Below are 18,264 nucleotides of genomic sequence, written 5' to 3' on the forward strand. Positions count from 1 at the left end.
GGAAATTATTATGAGAGAAGAGTTAGAACAAGTTGTTTTAAAGATGAAAGAAATGAACTTATCTCTAGAAGAATTGCTAAACCAAAACAAAAATTTAGGATTTAGCGAAGACGTAGTAACTGTAATTGACTCTACCATCCATCAAAACTTCAGAGGGCAGACTAACTTATGGGTTCAAGATCCTTGATATGTTAGAAGAATATATTAAAGATATAATCTCTCCTTTGAAATTAGAAGAAAATCATAAAAATGAACTTCAGTCATATGCCTTAAAAAAGATTAAGCGTGATGGCTGGGGAAATTATTATTATATTATTAGTAAATTATTTAATCGAAGACAAGCTGATATGCAAAAGAATTCTGTTGCTATTCAGCTTGTCTTTTGGGCATTTGACCTTGTTGATGATGCTGTAGATGGTGATCAGACGACGCCTGGATTATCCCATGAGCAACAGATTGTACTTTCACATATTGTGATGATGAAAGCAATTAACTTATTTGATATTGAAATAAGAGAAGACATCATGTCTTTAATCGCTTTATCTGGATATGGTGAGTTTGAAGATATAAATTTTACTTATAATATGTATAGTAATATTACTGAAGATGATTATATCAAGATGACAACCTCTAAATCAGGGAAACTTATGGAACTTATCGCTGTAATAATTGATAAGGAAAACCAACCATTAAGAGATTTTATGCTCAATATTGGAATTGCTGCCCAAATAAAAAACGATATTGATGGCATTCTTATTAAAGAAAAAAGTGATTTTGAAGATAAAAAAATGTATTTACCACTTATAAAATATATATTCTTTTCAGAGGATATAAATTTAATCAACTGTACACGTGAAAATATTATTCAATCAGGGGCTTTAGATTACTGTAAACTGTTGTATAATTATTACATTGAAAAAGCATATACTATTTTATTTGATGCTTTTCCATCAATGTCAGATGATTTAAAGGGACTGAAAGATGAATTCAATTTTTAGAAATAAGAAGTTTGGTATTTATCAATATTTCTTTTTTATTATTTTTACTTTAATTCTTAATCTCCGATTCTACGCTGCATGTAAAGAAGTCATTATCATAGGAGACGATCAAACAGAAATTTTGATTTTTACTATATGTACAGTAGTATTCAATTTTTTTGTTGCATCGATGTTATATCAGTTATTCAATAATTTTATTTCTTATGTATTAAATCATTATTTTATTATTTGTCTTTTACTTGCAAATACAATCTCATTTTCTAAACATGGAGATGAAATTAACGACTGGGTAACAACAATTGAAATATTTTTATTATTCACTGTACTTGCGATGTTGTCTAAATTTTTTAGTGTATACCCAGTATTTTCGCGTTCAAGTCATTTAAGTAGTATTGTTAGATTTAACAATTATCTTATCATCGTACTTATCGTAATTGCGACAGTATTGAATATTGCTGCAAGACACGGTGAATTTGTTACATTCTCGATGTTTATGCTCATCACAGTGTGCATCATTTTATTGCTAAGTGTATTTTATGTGATTTTCTCAATCATTCGTAACTCGCACGGTATGATTCGTCGTGAGTTGTATTTTATTCTTGCTTCGCTGTTACTTAGTATTTTACCGATGTTTACGCTTAATTTATTTTTGCATTTCTTTAATAGCAGTATTCCTTACTACTATTTATTACCGACACTCATTATCTTCCCATTGTATTTACTTTATTCTTTCTGTAAATTCAAGATAATTGTTTCAGAATCATTTTTATCTATTGTCTTTGGTTTGTTCCAGATTTGGAATGTATTGATGTTATGTTCTATGATTGTGTTCTATATATTTTTCATCGAGCATCCATTGCTCATTACCGCAATCATTTTCCATAGCTTATTATTGGTTGGATGTGTAGCACTATACTATTTCCGTAATCGTTACACTGTAAAATATCGTGCTGTGAATATTACAAACAATATTAATGGAAATATATATGATACTTTAATCCAGAATAATATTAAGTTATCTAATTATTATTTATTTATTGAAACGCAGGACCAATCTGAACAGTATAAGTTTCCGGCTGGAACGTTTAATTATGATGATATCATCTCTAAGACGCATATGATTTATGAGCGTTCAACGATTGCGATTAATCAGCTGCAGGATATTACCGTATATGTTCATCGTACTGCAGTAAATAATGCATTTATAGCCATCCATTCTTCCGAGGCTGAAAAGTTTAAATATCTTGAATTTGTTCATTTATTAGAACAGTTTGAGTTCTTTATGAAAAACTATTCTACGAAGTTAATGGATGATGATTATAAGAATCGTATTTATTTATCACATGCTGCACTTGAAGAAGAACGCGAACGTTTATCGCTTTTCTTACATGATGATATTTTGCAGAATATTATTCTCGCATTGAATGAGACGAAATCTTTAGATAAAGATGGAAGTCGTGCGCACATTGAAGAGATTCTAGATGAATCAATTTATGCGATTCGTGAAGCATGTGAGGATCTATTTCCGGCAGATTTAGACGACTTTGGGTTAAACGAAAGTTTAAATAGTTTAATTCGTCGTCATCTATATGAATCAATTATTGATATTCAGCTGGATTATCAGGAAAGCAACGTTATAATTGATAAACTCATAAAAATTAGTAGTTATCGCATGATTAAAGAATTGATTAATAATGCGATAAAACATGCCGATGCTAAACATATTAAAGTTGAAGTGGTTGAATCAATCTCATCTTTATCATTTAAAGTTTCAGATGATGGTAAAGGTATCCCGTATCATAACGTATCCGATATTTTAGTAAGAGGATCTAACAATGGGTTAAAGTACTTGATAAACCAGGTAAACTTGTTTGATGGTACTGTAGAATTTTCGGTGTTTGACGAAAATGCATACAGACAAGGTCTTATTGTAAGTGTTACATTGCCGTTAGAATAGAGGTGGTTTCATGGTAAAAATTATTATACTTGATGACCATGAATTATTCGGTCACGGGGTTGCCAAGATTATTGAGGCTGAAGACGATTTGTCAGTGTTAAAAGTATTTACAGATCCGAATCTGCTCACGCATTATATTAAAACGTTACAGCCTAATATTGTGCTGTGTGATATTAAAATAAAAGATTTGAATGGCTTAAACATCGTAAAGACATATTCTAAAAAATATCCGAAAGTAAAGTTTATTATGCTTAGTGGGTACAACTTAGAAGAGTATAAGATTAAAGCTTATGAAAACGGTGCGGTCGGATTTATTTTAAAGGATGAATCTACTGATAAACTTGTAGATGGCATACGTGCAGTTTACTATTTTAATCAAAATTTAAAGCATGATATGGTATTAGCGAAACCTTTGCTTAGTGATCAGGAGAAAGAGATTTTGCGTATGATTGCTAAAGATATGAAAAATCAGGAAATCAGTGAAGCTTTATTTATCAGTAAGCGTACGGTTGAATATCACATTACGAAGCTGATTAGAAAGCTTGGTGTGGAATCAAGGTTAGGTGCTGTAATTAAAGGGATAAAGCTAGGGATTATTGAAGAAAGTGAAACGAAAATATAGACGCAGGACATTGTCCTGCGTTTTTTTAATGGGTGTAAATATTGATGATATCCATAAATGAAATAAAGAAAGTCTGATGATTACTTGTTACAGAACCTATGATAATGGCTGCCCATTGATCTATTTGCTCTATCGTCATATCGACAGACTGAATATAACCATCCATATAGTATTCGATTGTCACATCCTGATGTTTAGCAAGTGCAATGTGTAATGTTTCATTGATTTCCTGCATACGATCTTCAGAAAGCTCTGGGCGTTCAACTTTATTTTGATTTTCTATTTGTCGTCGTACATCGGCGAATTGTTGTGGCATCGTAGCAAATGGAGCCCATTTAATCATACCGCGTCCTTTAGGAATGTTGCGGTTCAGTTGCTCCGGTTCAACTTTTCTGTAATCAGTTTCGCCATAGATAGGGTGGATCATTGTCTCACATCCTTCTTCTTTTCTTTCATTATACGAACATACGTTCTTATTTTCAATGAAAATAAGCAGTGGAATTTTCCACTGCTTATTTGTTCATTTTAAATTGATGTTTACCAGGGAGATTAAGAGCAATGACAATCAGCGTCACACCCACAATGCCAAGAAGTGCGACATAGACACTCATCATTACACTGTTTAACACAACACCCACGATTAAACCGGAACTTGCTACAAGTCCTGCACCGCTATAACCAAGCGAACTAAATGCGATATAGCTTGCGCGTGCATCATCTGGCATCAGTTTCGCCATATATACAGAATAAATCGGACTTTGAATCAATTCTCCGATAGTTGCAAATAATATACATAGCATGAGCATCCACCACACTGTAATTGTATGCGTTAATGCATACCCGAATGTGTACATTAGTCCACCAATGACAAGCATTGTACGCTGATTAAATGGTTCGACGAGTTTATTGACAAGAAAAGTGATCGTTACAACAAGTACTGTATTTTCAATGAGCATTAAACTCATCATGCGTACACCATCAATGTGTATACCGAACAAATCAATAGGTTTAAATACTTCATGTAAACGTACCCCGATATAGTTTGTTAAAGCAAATTCAGCAGAGAAGATAAATACGGCAGCAGCAGTGAAGAGCACGAAGCGTGTGTCCTTTAAAGCAACTTTATATTTACCGAATAGATCGCGCATCCAGTGCATATCAACGATGACTTTCTCTTTTTCGGTCGTTGGATCTTTTAAAAACTTGTAGAAGATAAACGTATTAATTAACATGATTGCAATGATAATGATAAAGAGCAGGAATCGATGTTCTTTATAAAATAGTCCACCAATTGCTGTTCCGACAGCAGTAGCGAGGTTATTAGACCAGTATGTCGTCACATAAACTGATTTTCTGCTTACTTCATCGGTAGAATCAATGATCAATGCTTCAAGTGCCGGAAAAATCATAGCACTAGGAATAGCGAGACACATAAAGATAATGGCCACAAGCCATGCAAGATTAATATCCGGGTGAATGAAAATCGCCATCACTGTAAAAAGGATAGCAAATATAGATTGTCCCCAGATAAGCTGTCCTTTCCGACTGAAGCGGTCTGCAAAGTAGCCACCGACAAGATTACAAAGCAATCCGAAAATAACATTCAGTGACATGAGGATACCTGAAGTGACTTTACCGAGTTCATCAGCAATATATAAAACCATAAAAGGCATAACGCTCATTGACGCAGCGTGATCAAAGAAACCACAAATAATTCGTAGTTTAACATTAGATGGAAAGTCTTTAAATTTCATTACGGGATACCTCTAGTTGTTTTTATTCTTATTATATTTCATAATAATCTGAAAATATACATAAAAAAATAAGCTAGAACAAAAGTTCTAACTTATTTCGTAATTGAAAGCATTAGTTCACGTGCAACTTTTGCAGCAACTGCATTAGAAACGCCACTGTGGTCGTATGGTGGTGACAATTCTACGATATCTGCTGCAACAACGTTCAGTTGTTCGAAGACTTTAAATGCAGGTTCAAGTTCTTTATAAGTTAATCCACCAGGTTCAGGTGTTCCTGTGCCAGGAAAGATTGATGGGTCTAGGCAATCCAGATCAATTGTAACATATACAGGCGTATTACCGATAATACCGGGTAAATTCTTTAATGTATCAATTGAAAACTTCTCAAGAATTGTATGTGTATCGCTCCAGTCGAACTCTTCTTTCGTACCTGAACGAATACCGTACTGATAAATTCTGTTATCACCGATAAGGTCATGTATGCGGCGTACGATTGTCGCGTGAGATAATGGTTCCCCCATATAGTCATCACGTAAGTCCGTATGTGCATCGAGTTGCACAAGAACCGTATCCGGATACTTTTCAAGAACAGCACGCATAGGGCCAAGCGTTACTAAGTGTTCGCCCCCAATCATAAACGGCAGTTTGCCTGCATTTAAAATCGTACGTGCTGTCTCTTCAAGTTCTTCTAACACTTTCACTTTGTTGCCGATTGTAATATCAACGTCGCCTGAATCCATAATGCGAACGTCTTCTAAGTCTTTGTTTAAGAATGGGCTATATGTTTCAAGACCATAGGATTCAGAACGGATTGCATCAGCTGCAAAGCGTGTACCAGGACGGTTTGAAACCGTACCGTCAAATGGTGCACCGTATATTACTGTTGTTGCTTCTTCAAATGAAGCTTCGCAACTCATATACACATGTTTATTCGGTTGCATCATCGAGCATCTCCTTAACGAATGTTGGAAGGGCGAATGCACCTGTATGGATATCAGTGTTATAGTATTTTGTTTTTAAGCCAAGCGCGTTCCATGCATCTAAGTCAGCATCTTTTAAAGGATCGAACTTCTTAGAAGCAAATCCGAATAACCAGTGACCAGATGGATACGTCGGCATATGGAACTGGTACACACGCGTAATCGGGAACAGACCTTTGATCTTAGAGTGTGCACGTTTCATTTCATGTGCGTAACTTGGGTAGTAAGGTGATTCATGCTGATTGATTAATATACCGTCATCTGTTAATACACGGAAACAGTTGTTGTAGAAATCATGTGAGAATAAACCTTCACCAGGACCTATTGGGTCCGTAGAGTCCACTAAGATAAGGTCATAGTAATCATCTTCTTTGTTCTTCACATAGGCTAAACCGTCTTCGAATAATAAAGTGACACGTGGATCTTCAAGTTTCCCTGCAGTGATTGGAAGATATTCTTGAGATAAACGTACAACACGTTCATCAATTTCTACCATATCAATTTGCTCGATAGATGCGTAACGTGTTAACTCACGTACAGTACCACCGTCACCACCACCGATAACAAGCACTTTCTTAATGTTAGGATTTGTTGCCATTGCAACGTGTGTAATCATATCGTGATACACGAATTCATCTTTTTCGTTAACCATCATTAAACCATCTAAAGTAAAGAAAGTACCGAATTCTTCTGACTTGAAGAAATCAATTTGCTGGAATGGTGTTTTTTCGGTTAAGATATGCTCAGTTGTTTTAATAGAGAATTTCACGTTATCCGTGTGATTTTCTGTATACCATAAATCTAACATGTACAATTCCTCCTTATTTAGCTGCTACTTCAACAGGTTTGAATGATTCTACGACGATTTGACCTTTAGAATATTTGTGGATTTTATCAGCCATACCACGACCGATTTCATATGAATCAGAAAGTTCAGCTTTTAAAGCTTTCTGTAAGTAATCTTCTGCACGCCATGGGTCTACAGTATCACCACAAGTGAATACATCAACTGAAGCGTAACCATATTCAGGCCATGTGTGGATTGTTAAATGTGATTCTGAGATGATAACAGCACCACTTACACCGTATGGATTGAATGTATGAAAACAGCTTTCCACGATTGTTGCACCACTTACGCGGGCAGCTTCATTCATGATTTCTTCAACTTTATCATGGTCCTTTAAAATATCTTTGTCACAGTTATAGTATTCGATTAAAACGTGTCTTCCAAGTGTAGTTAATTTCATTATTAAATATCTCCTTTATTATCAATTATAAATACTTCGTTTTTGTTTTCTGCGCCAATCTTAATAATTGGCTGGTCGTTAATAAATTTCCAGTAGTCGATGACTTCCTGGGTGATCATTTCACCTGCCATCAGGATCGGAATACCCGGTGGATAGATCATTAAACTTTCTGCACAAACTTCGTTTAGTGCATCTTCAATCTGAACGACTTTCGTCTCAGAGTAAAAGACATCTCTCAAGCCCATCTTCTGCATCGGAATCGACATTTGCTTCAGAATCGGTGGGACGAAAGGTTTGTTTAGGTTAAAATGTTTAGCGCTAATAGCTGAAAGTGCATCAAAGAGTTGATTCAATTCGTTTTCATTATCCATAAATGACACAATCCCCATGACGATATTAGGTTCTGCAAGCTCCATTTGGATATCGTAGTCGCTACGTAGTAGGTGATACACTTCAAAACCAGATAAATCAAGACGATGATCAATATAGATGGTCAGTTTAGTTTCGTCTAACTGCTGATGATATTTGTTGTTAAACTTCTCTGGCTCTAACATGTAGAAACCAGGAATTTTATTAATTCTTTCTCGAAATGACTGAACGAGTGATAATACATTGGTGATCTTCTCTTCACCGTGTAGTGCTAAATGATGACGTGCAATATCAAGCGATGACATCAGCAGAAATGATGCAGAAGTTGATGTCAGCATATTGATAATACTCTTTACCTTATGCTTATCAATCAGCTTACTGTTAAACAGGAGGACACTCGTCTGTGTAAATGAGCCGCCTGTTTTGTGTAGGCTCGTTGCTGCCATATCGGCACCAGCTTCCATACTGGACAATGGTAAGTGCTCTGAGAAACGGTAATGTGCACCATGAGCTTCATCTACAAGAACAGGAATGCCAGCGTTATGTGCAATTGAAACAATTTCTTTTAAATCGCTTACTGCCCCGAAATAAGTCGGGTTCATAATGAACAATGCCTTCGCATCGGGATGTGCAGCAATCGTTTTGCGTATAGTTTCTACACTGATATTATGTGCAATCCCGTATTCTGTATCAAATTCAGGTACCATATAAACAGGTGTAACATCAGCGAGTGCCATCGCATTCAGTACTGATTTATGAACATTTCTTGGAAGTAACAGTTTATCTTTCGGCTTGAGTGTAGACAGAATCATTGCCTGTATACCAGACGTCGTACCATTTAATAAAAAGTGTGCTTCCTCTGCCTGAAACAAATCAGCCATCAAAGCTTGTGATTTCTGGATGACACTGGTTGGATGATCAAAGTTATCTAACGTTGGCATTGAATTTACATCGTGACGTAAAGTACGCGTACCATAGTAGTTCAATTTATAGTCAGGATCCAGGCCACGCTTATGTCCTGGAACATCAAAACTTGTAACGTGTTGTTCTTCGTACTCTTTTAAGGCCGTAAATAAAGGCGTCAATGTATGCTTTGATTTATCGATACTATGAAAAGCCTTGGAGTAATATGTTTGAGTCATTGGCCACTCCTTAAAATTGGGAAAGATTTAAATATTAGTCTTACTTAACTATTAGTAATGTAAAACTGTCATTTATTAATACCAAACAAATTGTAATGTATTACTAAACTATTAGCAACAAAAAATTTTTATTTTTGCTAAATTATTTTCAACTTTTCGCAATCTGAATGTGATTTTGTTAAAATGAAATTAACAGGAGGCGATACAATGAGTGAAGTAAAAGGATTTATCGGATCTTATACAAAGCAAGACGGTAAAGGGATTTATAACTTTACATTAGATACAGAAGAAAAGACAATCAAGACAGTAGAAACAGGATATGAAGTGCCGGGCTCAACATATATTCAACAACATGGTGATAAATTGTATGGTATTAAAAAAGCAGACAGCAATGCAGGTATACAAAGTTATCAAATTAATGAAGATGGAACATTAACAGTGATTAATGACAACTTATCTTCTACAGATTCAGCATGTCATATCTGGATAACACAAGATGGGAAATATTTATTAGAAGCAGTTTACGGACCAGGTGTTGTGAGGTTATATAAATTAGATGAAACAACTGGTGAAGTATTAGAATTAATTGATATTGCACAGCAAGAAGGAACCGGACCGAATAAAGAACGCCAGGATCATGCACATACGCATTATATCCAGGAAACACCAGATGGAAAATATGCAGTTGCTGTTGATTTGGGAACTGATGAAGTAATTACATTTACTTTTGGAAATAATGGATTTAAACGCGTTGAGACTTTAAAAGTTGAGCCGGGAATGGGGCCTAGACATTTAATTTTTAATGAAAACGGCAAATATGCATACTTGTTTACAGAGTTAAGCAATGAAGTTGTTGTAATGAAATATGCAGATGGTAAATTTGAAATGCTAGATAAATTATCTACTATTCCAAGTGACTTTACAGAAAACTCACAAGGAGCAGCGATTCGATTAAGTCATGACGGTAAATATTTATATGCTTCCAACCGTGGACATCAATCTATTGCTGTATTCAAAGTATTAGGTGAAGGAGAAAAGATTGAATTAGTTGAAATTGTAGGAACTGGTGGAGACTGGCCACGTGACTTTAATATAGATCGAAGCGATACTTTTCTTGTTTGTGCGCATGAAGCTGATGGTGTGTTGACTTTATTTGAAAGAGATAAAGAAACAGGAAGGTTAACAATGTTAGAAAACGATAAACGTGCACCAGAAGGCGTATGTGTTCAATTTTTATAGAGAAAATTCCTACCTCGAATTGAGGTAGGAATTTTTTTGTGAGTAGTGAGGTTTGAAATTGGTAAAACCCCAATTTCAGCATCAATTAAAGTTATTAACGATAAAATGTTAAAGGCCCATTCTTAAATATTTTATGATGTGTATTCATATATGTACGTATTTTCTTTCTTTAATAATCATAAAAAAAACTCATTTTACCATTTCAATGATAAAATAATAATAACAAAATAGTATTAAACACATGTAAAATAATTGTAAAAATGGAGTGGTAATATGAAAATTGCGATTTATCAAATGAAGATTATTCCTGGTGAACCCGAGAAAAATATTGAGAAAGTTGCAAATTGGTTATCGACACTCGATGATGTAGAAATTGCTGTATTACCAGAGATGTGGAACACCTCATATACATTGAAGGAGTTAGTGCATATCACATCTGACAATGGGCAACGAGAAATTGAGAAGTTAAGTGAACTTGCAAAGCAATATCAAATAAATATTGTTGGTGGATCAATTGCTGTCAGAGTCGAAGATAAGATTTACAATCGAGCAATTGTTATTAATAAAAAAGGTGAACTTATACATCAATACGATAAATTACACTTGGTACCTATGCTAGATGAACCAAATTATTTAACACAAGGGAATAATATTTCAATTTTTGAAATAGATAATGTAAAGATGGGCGTTATTATTTGTTATGATCTGCGATTCCCTGAAATATCGAGGAAATTAGCTTTAGAAGGAATTGAAGTACTATTTGTTGTAGCAGAGTGGCCGATAGAACGTATCAAGCAATTTGAAAAATTACTGTATGCCAGAGCAATTGAAAACCAAGTTTATGTCATTGCAAGCAACAGTATCGGAAAGTGCGATAATACGGTATTTGGTGGAAAATCGATGGTGATAAATCCATTAGGGGAAGCCGCTACAAAAATAATATTAGGAGAAGGGACAATTCAAGCAACTGTTAATTTAGAGTTAATTAGAAATATAAGAACTAAAATACCTTTATTAAAAACACGCAGAGCAGATATATATTAGTACTTAATGTAACATTTAAAAATCCATTAACTTGGTCACCTGTTATCGTTAACGTTGATTTTGATGCAAGTGATGACAGAGACTCAGATAGCAATAACTTACCTGATACAGGTGAAGCAGCATTATTAGCTGGTGGCGCACTCATCGCAGCTTCTCGTAAAAGAAGAGACGAAGAAATTTAATAATTAACCTAAAGAGGAAGATCTCGAATTTGAGATCTTCCTTTTTTATTACTATATTATTTAAATATTTGTTTGACGTATCTGAATTTTCCTTTGTAAGGAGGGAACATAATACCGGATTCCAGCTTGGTACTTTTTGTCATATATGCTTTTTGATGACTGAATAATTCAAATGTATATTTTCCGTGGTAGTGTCCCATACCTGAGTGTCCAACACCGCCAAAAGGCAAATAAGGGTTAGCGACATGCATGATTGTATCATTTACACATCCACCGCCAAATGATACACGTGTGAATACGTCTCTAATAAAATCCTGATCATCGCTAAATATATATAATGCTAATGGTTTTTCATATTGATGAATTGTTTCAAAAATTTCTTCTTTGTTATTGTAACCGATGATTGGTAAGATAGGCCCGAATATTTCTTCCTGCATCGCTAAGTCGTTTAATCTAGCATCAATAAGTGTCGGTGCAATATGTAGTACATCTGCTTTTGATGTGCCTCCGATAAGAATACGTTCATGTGCTTGATCAATCATTGCTGTTAAGCGATTAAAGTGCTGGTCGTTGATAATGTGACCATAGTCTTCACTTTCTAAAGCATTCTTTCCGTAAAATTCATTCAATGTAGATTGCATCGCTTTAAGAAATTTTTCTTTAACTTTATTGTCGATCAATACATAATCAGGTGCAATACAAGTTTGACCGGCATTCATGAATTTACCGAACGCAATGCGTTCAGCCGCCACTTTAATATTAGCAGTATCATCTATAATTGTAGGGCTCTTACCACCGAGTTCTAACGTTACTGGTGTAAGATGTTTACTTGCTTTTTCATAGACGATTTGTCCTACTTTTGTACTACCTGTAAAGAAGATATAATCAAATCGAACGTCCAGCAAAGCTGATGTCACTTCTTTTTCTCCTTGAATCACTTTTACGTATTCAGGTTCAAAGACTTCTTCCAAAATTTGTTCGATAACAATGCTTGTTTGAGGTGTATGTTCTGAAGGTTTGACAACTACACAGTTTCCAGCTGCGATAGCACCGATTAATGGTGACATGACGAGTTGGAAAGGATAGTTGAATGGTCCGATGATAAGCACAGTACCATAAGGTTCATACATTAAATAACTTTTACCTGGAAATTGCATCATCGGCGTATTGATAGACTTCACCTTGCTCCAGTTTTTGATTTCTTTAATATATGTAGAAAGTTCTTTTAACACGATGCCGATTTCAGTAGCGTACGCTTCAACTTTTCCCTTACCAAGATCGCTGTTTAAAGCGTCGATAATATCGGTTTCATGTGCTTTAATTGCTTTTTTTAACGCTTTTAATTTTTTTCTTCTTATTTTAATCTGCTTTGTTTCATGTGTTGCAAAATAGTCTTTCATCTTTATGATATCTTCGTGAATATTCATGAAAATTCCTCCATTTAGCATTGTTAAGGTGTATACTAATTAATAAATAAACGATAAAAATTCCGGGGTGAAATAAATGAAATTTGGTCTTATCGGAACAAATTGGATTACTGATCGATTTATCGAAGCTGGTAAAACTGTTCCAGAATTTGAACTACATAGTGTCTATTCCAGAACGATTGAACGTGCGCAAAGTTTTGCGGAAAAATATGATATTCCTAACTTTACAGATAATATGGATAAATTATTGAATGATGAAGCAGTGGATATCATTTATATAGCTACACCAAATATATTACATCATCAACAGGCAATACAAGCAATGAATCATGGGAAACATGTTTTATGCGAAAAACCGATCGCCACAAGTGAAAAAAACTTTAATTTAATGTATCAGGCGATGGAAAATAACGATGTGTTCTTCATGGAAGCGATGAAAAGTATTTACTCACCATCTTTTATCAAACTTCATGAATGGATAAAAGAAATTGGAACAATACGTCGTGCTAACTTCCACTATAATCAATATTCTTCTCGCTATGATAAATATAAGGATGGCATTGTAGAAAATGCTTTTAAACCTGAACTGGGAAATGGGGCATTAATGGACTTAGGCGTTTATACAATCAGTCCTTTAGTTAATTTATTCGGAATGCCTAAGACAATTCAGGCGACTGGCAAACTGTTGTCAACTGGCGCTGATGGGCAAGGTACGATAATTTGTAATCATCATTATATGACATCTGTACTCAGCTATTCAAAAATTATTGATAGCCATCTACCATCTGAGATTATTGGTGAAGAAGGTATTCTACTAATAGATAAAATCTCTGCACCAAATAAAGTCCAGAAGTTGAATCGTCATGGAGAAGTCGTTGATGAAATAGTGAGTGATGCACCACCTATGTCATATGAAATAGCACATTTTATAGAAGCGATTAAAAATAAAGATTTTAATGCACTCAATTTGGAAACTTCACATCACACGATGAAAGTTATTGATGAAGTAAAAAGACAAATTGGTATTTTAATTAAATAAGTTATTGATTATTCAGAAAATTTAAATTATAATAAAGCCATACCATTTTTTCATTCTTTCAAATATTACAAAAAGAGACGCACCCCGCGTCTCTTTTTGTTATTTAATCAGTTGTTTTAATGCATCATCGCGTTCCATTACGATACGCGCATAAGAACATAACGGTATTATCTTTAAATTATTTTCCTTAGCGTAATCTGTAACTTTTAACACTAGTTCTTTTGCGATGCCCTGACCACGTAATGATGGATCTGTATATGTGTGATCGATTGTGATTGTGTCTTGTCCTGAAGGCTGGAAAGTGATTTCTGCTTCTGGTTGTGCTTCATCACCGATATAAAACTTATTATTACCTTGAATAATTTTCACGACAAACACCTCTTTTAATTATGATAATACATCTGTAAGCTGTGGAACAACTTGTTTCTTACGAGATACAACACCTTCAAGTACAGCTGTGTTTTTATCTAATACGACATTGAATGCTTTTTCAACTGCTGCCTGTTGTTGTCCTAATGCTAACACTTTAGAGTTAGAGTTTAATATATCAGTAACAACAAGTACAAATAATGCATATCCTTCCTGTGCTGTTTCAGCATTGATTGCATTTTCTAGTTCTTCCTGGCGGCTTAATACTTCATCGATATCAACAGTATTCACTTGCGCGACACGAACTTCGTGCTCACCCATAGAGAATGATTTAGCATCGATGTTTAATAATTCTTCAGCTGTCTTATCAGCTGTCTTTGCGCCAGCTTTTAACATATCTAATCCGTAAGATTGAATATCAACGTTAGCAATTGCAGCTAATTCTTCAGCAGCCTTAACGTCTTCATCTGTGCAAGTTGGAGATTTAAATAATAATGAATCTGAAATAATTGCTGATAACATCAATCCTGCGATTTCAGGTTTAATTTCAACACCATGTTCTTTGTACATCTTATTTAAGATTGTTGCAGTACAACCAACTGGTTCTGCACGGTAGTATAAAGGACCTGCTGTTTCAAAGTTGGCAATACGGTGATGATCTACTACCATTAAGATATTCGCATCTTCAATGCCGTCAGCTGATTGCTGAAACTCATTATGGTCAACTAAGATAACATCTTCACCATGTAAACGTTCAATCACACGTGGTGCATTTACGCTGAAGTGTTTTAAAGCGAATTCTGTTTCGCCATTTAAGTCACCTAAACGTACCGCTTCGATGTCTTTTCCTAAAGCTTTTTGTAAATCTTCCATTACTAAAGCTGATGTTACTGTGTCTGTATCTGGATTTTTATGTCCGAAAGTTAAAATTTTCATAATAGTCTCCTTTTAATATAAGTCTTATCTATTTTATCATGATTAATTAATCTCTTCTACAGTCATGCCTAATACATGTTTGAAGTGTTGCAGTGCATAATGATGCCCTTCTGGATTAAATGAAGTAACTGCTCGTTCATCGACTGACATTTCAAATCCTAAATTATACCCTTCTACTGCTGTATGAAGTACACAAATATCAGTGCATACCCCAGTAAGTTCGATCTCTTTTATATTTCTTTCGCGTAAAAGTTGTAATAATGGCGTACCACTAAACGCACTGTAACGTATTTTATCGATCCAGAATACATTGTTATCATCTTTATCGCGTAAATAAAGTTCGTGCAACTTACCATAAAGATTTCTACCATCCGTATCTTTAATGTTGTGCGGTGGGAATAATTTCGTTTCAGGATGATAAGTATCGTTTTCAAAATGTAGATCCATCAATACAAAAATCGGCTTATTGTTATCTTTATAGTCATTCCATTTTTTAACCATCGTATCTTCCAGCGCAATTGCAGGTTCTCCACACGTCAGTTTACCATCAAGTGCTACAAAGTCATTGGAATAATCAATAACTAATAAAGCTTCACTCATCGTCAGCGCTCCTTTATATATTATCAAAATTTAGAGTATACAGCTGATTAAAACAGGGTATAATCTTAATTACATTATAAATGATTTGAAGGTGTTATAAATGAAAAAGATTAATATTAAAGATTTTGGTGCAAAGGGTCGCCATGTTCTTTTTGATACGATTGGCTTACAGCGTGCACTTAATCATGCAAAAAAAGAGCCTGTAGAAGTTTATGTTCCAAAAGGGACATATTACATCGGTAAAGAATTAGTGATTTATGCACACACTTATTTACATTTGCATCCTGATGCTGTTTTGCGCCGAATGAGTCCTTTTGCAATGCTTAAAAATGGTAGGAAAAGTGAAGGATATAAAGGGTACGATGGTAATGGTTATATTAAGATTGAAGGTGGAACGTTTGATCAATATGGTCATGTCCTAAATTTCAATAATAGTATCATGTCGCTCGGTCATGCGCGTGAAATTGAAATTAAAGATGTAACATTTAAAAATGTTGTACAAGGGCATGCGATAGATGCATGTGGTATCGATGGTTTTAAAGTATCAGGATGTAAGTTTCTCGGGTTTCGTGATGATAGTGGAGAACGTGCTTTTAGTGAAGCCATTCAACTGGACTTACAGCTGAAAGATTCATTCCCTAAGTTCGGTGAATATGATGGAACAGTGACGAAGAATGTCATCATTGAAAACTGTTATTTCGGTAATTCTAATGAACCGATGATGAAACCATGGAACAGGGCGATAGGTAGTCATGCCAGCACGTATGAAATTTATTATGAGAATATAACTGTAAAAAATAATACTTTTGACAAAATGGGAGATTATGCACTTACTTTCCTAAAATCAAAAGTATTGCATGTATATGATAATACCTTTAATGACTGTAACGGAGGTATACGCTATTTAGCAACGAAGAAGGGGAAATATTCACTTGATCTATACGGGAACGACCACGGAGCTCAAGCAGGGGAAATGACTGTTATACGTAACAATCATTTTCACTCTATCAATGATAAATACGCAATATTATTTCTGAGTTACGATGGTAAGAAGAATAAAGATATCTATATCATTGATAATGAATTCAGCGAAGATAATATGTGTACTATTAAAATAGGTGCAGCGAAAAATGTTGTCTGTATGCAAAATAAAAACTTAAAGCAGATTAAAAAAGTAGAAGTAGATGATTTTTATGCAGAAACGATAGCTAAAGATGAATCTGTTGGTGAATTATAAAAGCAGCGTGTCCTAATGAAACGGACACGCTGCTTTTTTCATTTTATAATAAAAATTCGTTTCGTGATACGTATTGTCGTAGCCTTTGTGCCAGTTATGAACAAGGGAAGGAGATATCGGAGGAATAAGCCATGTCCAGTCTCCAGTTACTTTTCTATTATTTGCCGCTTCATTCTCTTCAAATTTTAAAAATTGTCTGCTGGCATTGTAATGATCAACGATGGAATAGCCTTGCTGTTTAAATGAATGATAAACTGCATAGTTTAATTCAACGACGACTTTATCGCGCCAGTAACTCGTAGTTCTGCTTGTATCTAAATCCATACTGCGGGCAATAGGTTCCAGTAAGTTAAAACGATAATCATCTAGAAAATTACGACTTGCAATCTCACTTTCCATATACCAGCCATTAAAAGGGCAAAGTGGATAAGTAATACCACCAATAGATAAATCCATGCCAGATATAATCGGTACAGCATACCAATGAAGATTTAAGGCATTAAACTTTGGAAAGTCAGGATGTTCAATACGAACTTCTTTTATAAGGTCATGATGAATATCATATGTTTTGTATTGATTATCATAACGATAGAGTAACGGTAAAAATTTTCCGAAAGATTTGTAACCGGTATGTTCAATTAATTTTTTCGTATCACTAACGATGGGATCATCAGCATATCGAATAAGCTGATCGTTTAGCAGTTCGAAATTTATTTTAGATTGCTGATTAAAGATTGTGATGGTCGGAATAATTTTCCCGTTATTTGTTGCACGCACGATATGTGTTTCAAGTGCTGTGAGATAGTCTTTTTCATCTGCTACATGACGCATATCAACGACATTTAACTTATCCCATATAAGACGACCGATACAGCGATTACTATTGCGCCAGGCAAGACGTGCACCGTATGTCAATTCTTCTGCTGTATGTATGTAAGAGCCGGTACGCTCGATTTCTTGTTGAATTGACAGTAATCTTTCGTTGGTTGCATCTCCATCAATGTTTAATTCATTGCCCATCTGTTTTATAAATAATTTAGCTTTTTCGAATAACAATTGTGTCACCTCACTTTATTTATTCTGATTATTTCTATTCTACAATAAAAAAAGCCCGATTTGGGC

General features: G+C 34.7%; 19 protein-coding genes. 8 read left to right on the top strand and 11 right to left on the bottom strand.

Annotated features, from left to right (window positions below; genetic code table 11):
- Window positions 1–10 precede the first annotated feature (10 nt).
- The 4 genes from BHX94_RS12875 to BHX94_RS09835 are packed head-to-tail and all read left to right on the top strand — an operon-like array spanning window position 11 to window position 3,577.
- Window positions 11–187, top strand: a complete 177-nt coding sequence (locus BHX94_RS12875) for a hypothetical protein (protein WP_170120824.1) — start codon at window positions 11–13, stop codon at window positions 185–187.
- 1 nt (window position 188) lies between these two features.
- On the top strand, window positions 189–998 hold the full coding sequence (locus tag BHX94_RS09825) for an isoprenoid biosynthesis enzyme family protein (protein ID WP_111746296.1): 810 nt from the start codon (window positions 189–191) through the stop codon (window positions 996–998).
- On the top strand, window positions 982–2,955 hold the full coding sequence (locus BHX94_RS09830) for a sensor histidine kinase (protein WP_111746298.1): 1,974 nt from the start codon (window positions 982–984) through the stop codon (window positions 2,953–2,955). Before BHX94_RS09825 ends, BHX94_RS09830 begins: the two co-directional genes overlap by 17 nt.
- Before the next feature lie 10 nt (window positions 2,956–2,965).
- Complete coding sequence (locus BHX94_RS09835) at window positions 2,966–3,577, top strand: response regulator transcription factor (protein ID WP_111746300.1); 612 nt, start codon at window positions 2,966–2,968, stop codon at window positions 3,575–3,577.
- 25 nt (window positions 3,578–3,602) lie between these two features.
- Here BHX94_RS09835 and BHX94_RS09840 read toward each other — a convergent pair whose 3' ends face one another.
- The 6 genes from BHX94_RS09840 to BHX94_RS09865 form a co-directional block, all read right to left on the bottom strand.
- The gene (locus tag BHX94_RS09840; RefSeq protein ID WP_111746302.1) at window positions 3,603–4,004 is read right to left on the bottom strand and encodes a YolD-like family protein; all 402 of its coding nucleotides are present in this window, start codon (window positions 4,002–4,004) and stop codon (window positions 3,603–3,605) included.
- 85 nt (window positions 4,005–4,089) lie between these two features.
- On the bottom strand, window positions 4,090–5,331 hold the full coding sequence (locus BHX94_RS09845; protein WP_111746304.1) for an MFS transporter: 1,242 nt from the start codon (window positions 5,329–5,331) through the stop codon (window positions 4,090–4,092).
- Between the two features lie 92 nt (window positions 5,332–5,423).
- Window positions 5,424–6,275, bottom strand: a complete 852-nt coding sequence (gene speB / locus BHX94_RS09850) for an agmatinase (protein ID WP_111746306.1) — start codon at window positions 6,273–6,275, stop codon at window positions 5,424–5,426.
- Complete coding sequence (gene speE / locus BHX94_RS09855) at window positions 6,259–7,119, bottom strand: polyamine aminopropyltransferase (protein WP_111746308.1); 861 nt, start codon at window positions 7,117–7,119, stop codon at window positions 6,259–6,261. The genes speB and speE overlap by 17 nt, the downstream gene beginning before the upstream one ends.
- A 13-nt stretch (window positions 7,120–7,132) precedes the next feature.
- The gene (gene speD / locus BHX94_RS09860; RefSeq protein WP_111746310.1) at window positions 7,133–7,558 is read right to left on the bottom strand and encodes an adenosylmethionine decarboxylase; all 426 of its coding nucleotides are present in this window, start codon (window positions 7,556–7,558) and stop codon (window positions 7,133–7,135) included.
- 2 nt (window positions 7,559–7,560) lie between these two features.
- Window positions 7,561–9,069, bottom strand: a complete 1,509-nt coding sequence (locus BHX94_RS09865) for an aminotransferase class I/II-fold pyridoxal phosphate-dependent enzyme (RefSeq protein WP_111746312.1) — start codon at window positions 9,067–9,069, stop codon at window positions 7,561–7,563.
- A 207-nt stretch (window positions 9,070–9,276) separates the two neighbouring features.
- Here BHX94_RS09865 and pglS point away from each other — a divergent pair, with 207 nt between their 5' ends.
- On the top strand, window positions 9,277–10,308 hold the full coding sequence (gene pglS / locus BHX94_RS09870) for a 6-phosphogluconolactonase (RefSeq protein ID WP_111746314.1): 1,032 nt from the start codon (window positions 9,277–9,279) through the stop codon (window positions 10,306–10,308).
- Between the two features lie 273 nt (window positions 10,309–10,581).
- Window positions 10,582–11,352 carry a carbon-nitrogen family hydrolase gene (locus tag BHX94_RS09875; protein WP_111746316.1) on the top strand — a complete coding sequence of 257 codons (771 nt, stop codon included), beginning with the start codon at window positions 10,582–10,584 and terminating at the stop codon, window positions 11,350–11,352.
- A 238-nt stretch (window positions 11,353–11,590) separates the two neighbouring features.
- Here BHX94_RS09875 and BHX94_RS09880 read toward each other — a convergent pair whose 3' ends face one another.
- Entirely contained in the window at window positions 11,591–12,961 is a 1,371-nt protein-coding gene (locus tag BHX94_RS09880; RefSeq protein ID WP_111746318.1) for an aldehyde dehydrogenase, read from the bottom strand.
- Between the two features lie 76 nt (window positions 12,962–13,037).
- On the opposite strand from BHX94_RS09880, the gene BHX94_RS09885 reads away from it, so the two are divergent.
- The gene (locus BHX94_RS09885; protein WP_111746320.1) at window positions 13,038–14,000 is read left to right on the top strand and encodes a Gfo/Idh/MocA family protein; all 963 of its coding nucleotides are present in this window, start codon (window positions 13,038–13,040) and stop codon (window positions 13,998–14,000) included.
- A 99-nt stretch (window positions 14,001–14,099) separates the two neighbouring features.
- On the opposite strand, the gene BHX94_RS09890 is transcribed toward BHX94_RS09885, so the two are convergent.
- The 3 genes from BHX94_RS09890 to BHX94_RS09900 are packed head-to-tail and all read right to left on the bottom strand — an operon-like array spanning window position 14,100 to window position 15,905.
- On the bottom strand, window positions 14,100–14,369 hold the full coding sequence (locus tag BHX94_RS09890; RefSeq protein ID WP_242446687.1) for a GNAT family N-acetyltransferase: 270 nt from the start codon (window positions 14,367–14,369) through the stop codon (window positions 14,100–14,102).
- Window positions 14,370–14,387: 18 nt separating this feature from the next.
- Window positions 14,388–15,308: a manganese-dependent inorganic pyrophosphatase gene (locus BHX94_RS09895; protein ID WP_199798150.1), complete on the bottom strand. Its 921-nt coding sequence runs from the start codon at window positions 15,306–15,308 to the stop codon at window positions 14,388–14,390.
- Window positions 15,309–15,347: 39 nt separating this feature from the next.
- The gene (locus tag BHX94_RS09900) at window positions 15,348–15,905 is read right to left on the bottom strand and encodes a cysteine hydrolase family protein (protein WP_111746326.1); all 558 of its coding nucleotides are present in this window, start codon (window positions 15,903–15,905) and stop codon (window positions 15,348–15,350) included.
- A 100-nt stretch (window positions 15,906–16,005) separates the two neighbouring features.
- Between BHX94_RS09900 and BHX94_RS09905 the strand changes: the two genes are divergently transcribed.
- Entirely contained in the window at window positions 16,006–17,142 is a 1,137-nt protein-coding gene (locus tag BHX94_RS09905; protein ID WP_111746328.1) for a glycosyl hydrolase family 28-related protein, read from the top strand.
- A 12-nt stretch (window positions 17,143–17,154) separates the two neighbouring features.
- Here the strand turns inward: BHX94_RS09905 and BHX94_RS09910 are convergent, their stop codons facing one another.
- Window positions 17,155–18,198 carry a nitric oxide synthase oxygenase gene (locus tag BHX94_RS09910; protein ID WP_111746330.1) on the bottom strand — a complete coding sequence of 348 codons (1,044 nt, stop codon included), beginning with the start codon at window positions 18,196–18,198 and terminating at the stop codon, window positions 17,155–17,157.
- Window positions 18,199–18,264: the final 66 nt, after the last annotated feature.

The organism is Macrococcoides bohemicum (assembly GCF_003259675.1).
Lineage (GTDB): Bacteria > Bacillota > Bacilli > Staphylococcales > Staphylococcaceae > Macrococcoides > Macrococcoides bohemicum.

Bases quoted from the DNA above. Each gene is read 5' to 3' on its own strand.
- BHX94_RS09830 (WP_111746298.1), top strand. From the start codon at position 982: ATGAATTCAATTTTTAGAAATAAGAAGTTTGGTATTTATCAATATTTC.
- BHX94_RS12875 (WP_170120824.1), top strand. From the start codon at position 11: ATGAGAGAAGAGTTAGAACAAGTTGTTTTAAAGATGAAAGAAATGAAC.
- BHX94_RS09835 (WP_111746300.1), top strand. From the start codon at position 2,966: ATGGTAAAAATTATTATACTTGATGACCATGAATTATTCGGTCACGGG.
- BHX94_RS09905 (WP_111746328.1), top strand. From the start codon at position 16,006: ATGAAAAAGATTAATATTAAAGATTTTGGTGCAAAGGGTCGCCATGTT.
- BHX94_RS09880 (WP_111746318.1), bottom strand. From the start codon at position 12,961: ATGAATATTCACGAAGATATCATAAAGATGAAAGACTATTTTGCAACA.
- BHX94_RS09840 (WP_111746302.1), bottom strand. From the start codon at position 4,004: ATGATCCACCCTATCTATGGCGAAACTGATTACAGAAAAGTTGAACCG.
- BHX94_RS09865 (WP_111746312.1), bottom strand. From the start codon at position 9,069: ATGACTCAAACATATTACTCCAAGGCTTTTCATAGTATCGATAAATCA.
- pglS (WP_111746314.1), top strand. From the start codon at position 9,277: ATGAGTGAAGTAAAAGGATTTATCGGATCTTATACAAAGCAAGACGGT.
- BHX94_RS09885 (WP_111746320.1), top strand. From the start codon at position 13,038: ATGAAATTTGGTCTTATCGGAACAAATTGGATTACTGATCGATTTATC.
- BHX94_RS09845 (WP_111746304.1), bottom strand. From the start codon at position 5,331: ATGAAATTTAAAGACTTTCCATCTAATGTTAAACTACGAATTATTTGT.
- speD (WP_111746310.1), bottom strand. From the start codon at position 7,558: ATGAAATTAACTACACTTGGAAGACACGTTTTAATCGAATACTATAAC.
- BHX94_RS09825 (WP_111746296.1), top strand. From the start codon at position 189: ATGTTAGAAGAATATATTAAAGATATAATCTCTCCTTTGAAATTAGAA.
- BHX94_RS09900 (WP_111746326.1), bottom strand. From the start codon at position 15,905: ATGAGTGAAGCTTTATTAGTTATTGATTATTCCAATGACTTTGTAGCA.
- BHX94_RS09875 (WP_111746316.1), top strand. From the start codon at position 10,582: ATGAAAATTGCGATTTATCAAATGAAGATTATTCCTGGTGAACCCGAG.
- speB (WP_111746306.1), bottom strand. From the start codon at position 6,275: ATGATGCAACCGAATAAACATGTGTATATGAGTTGCGAAGCTTCATTT.
- speE (WP_111746308.1), bottom strand. From the start codon at position 7,119: ATGTTAGATTTATGGTATACAGAAAATCACACGGATAACGTGAAATTC.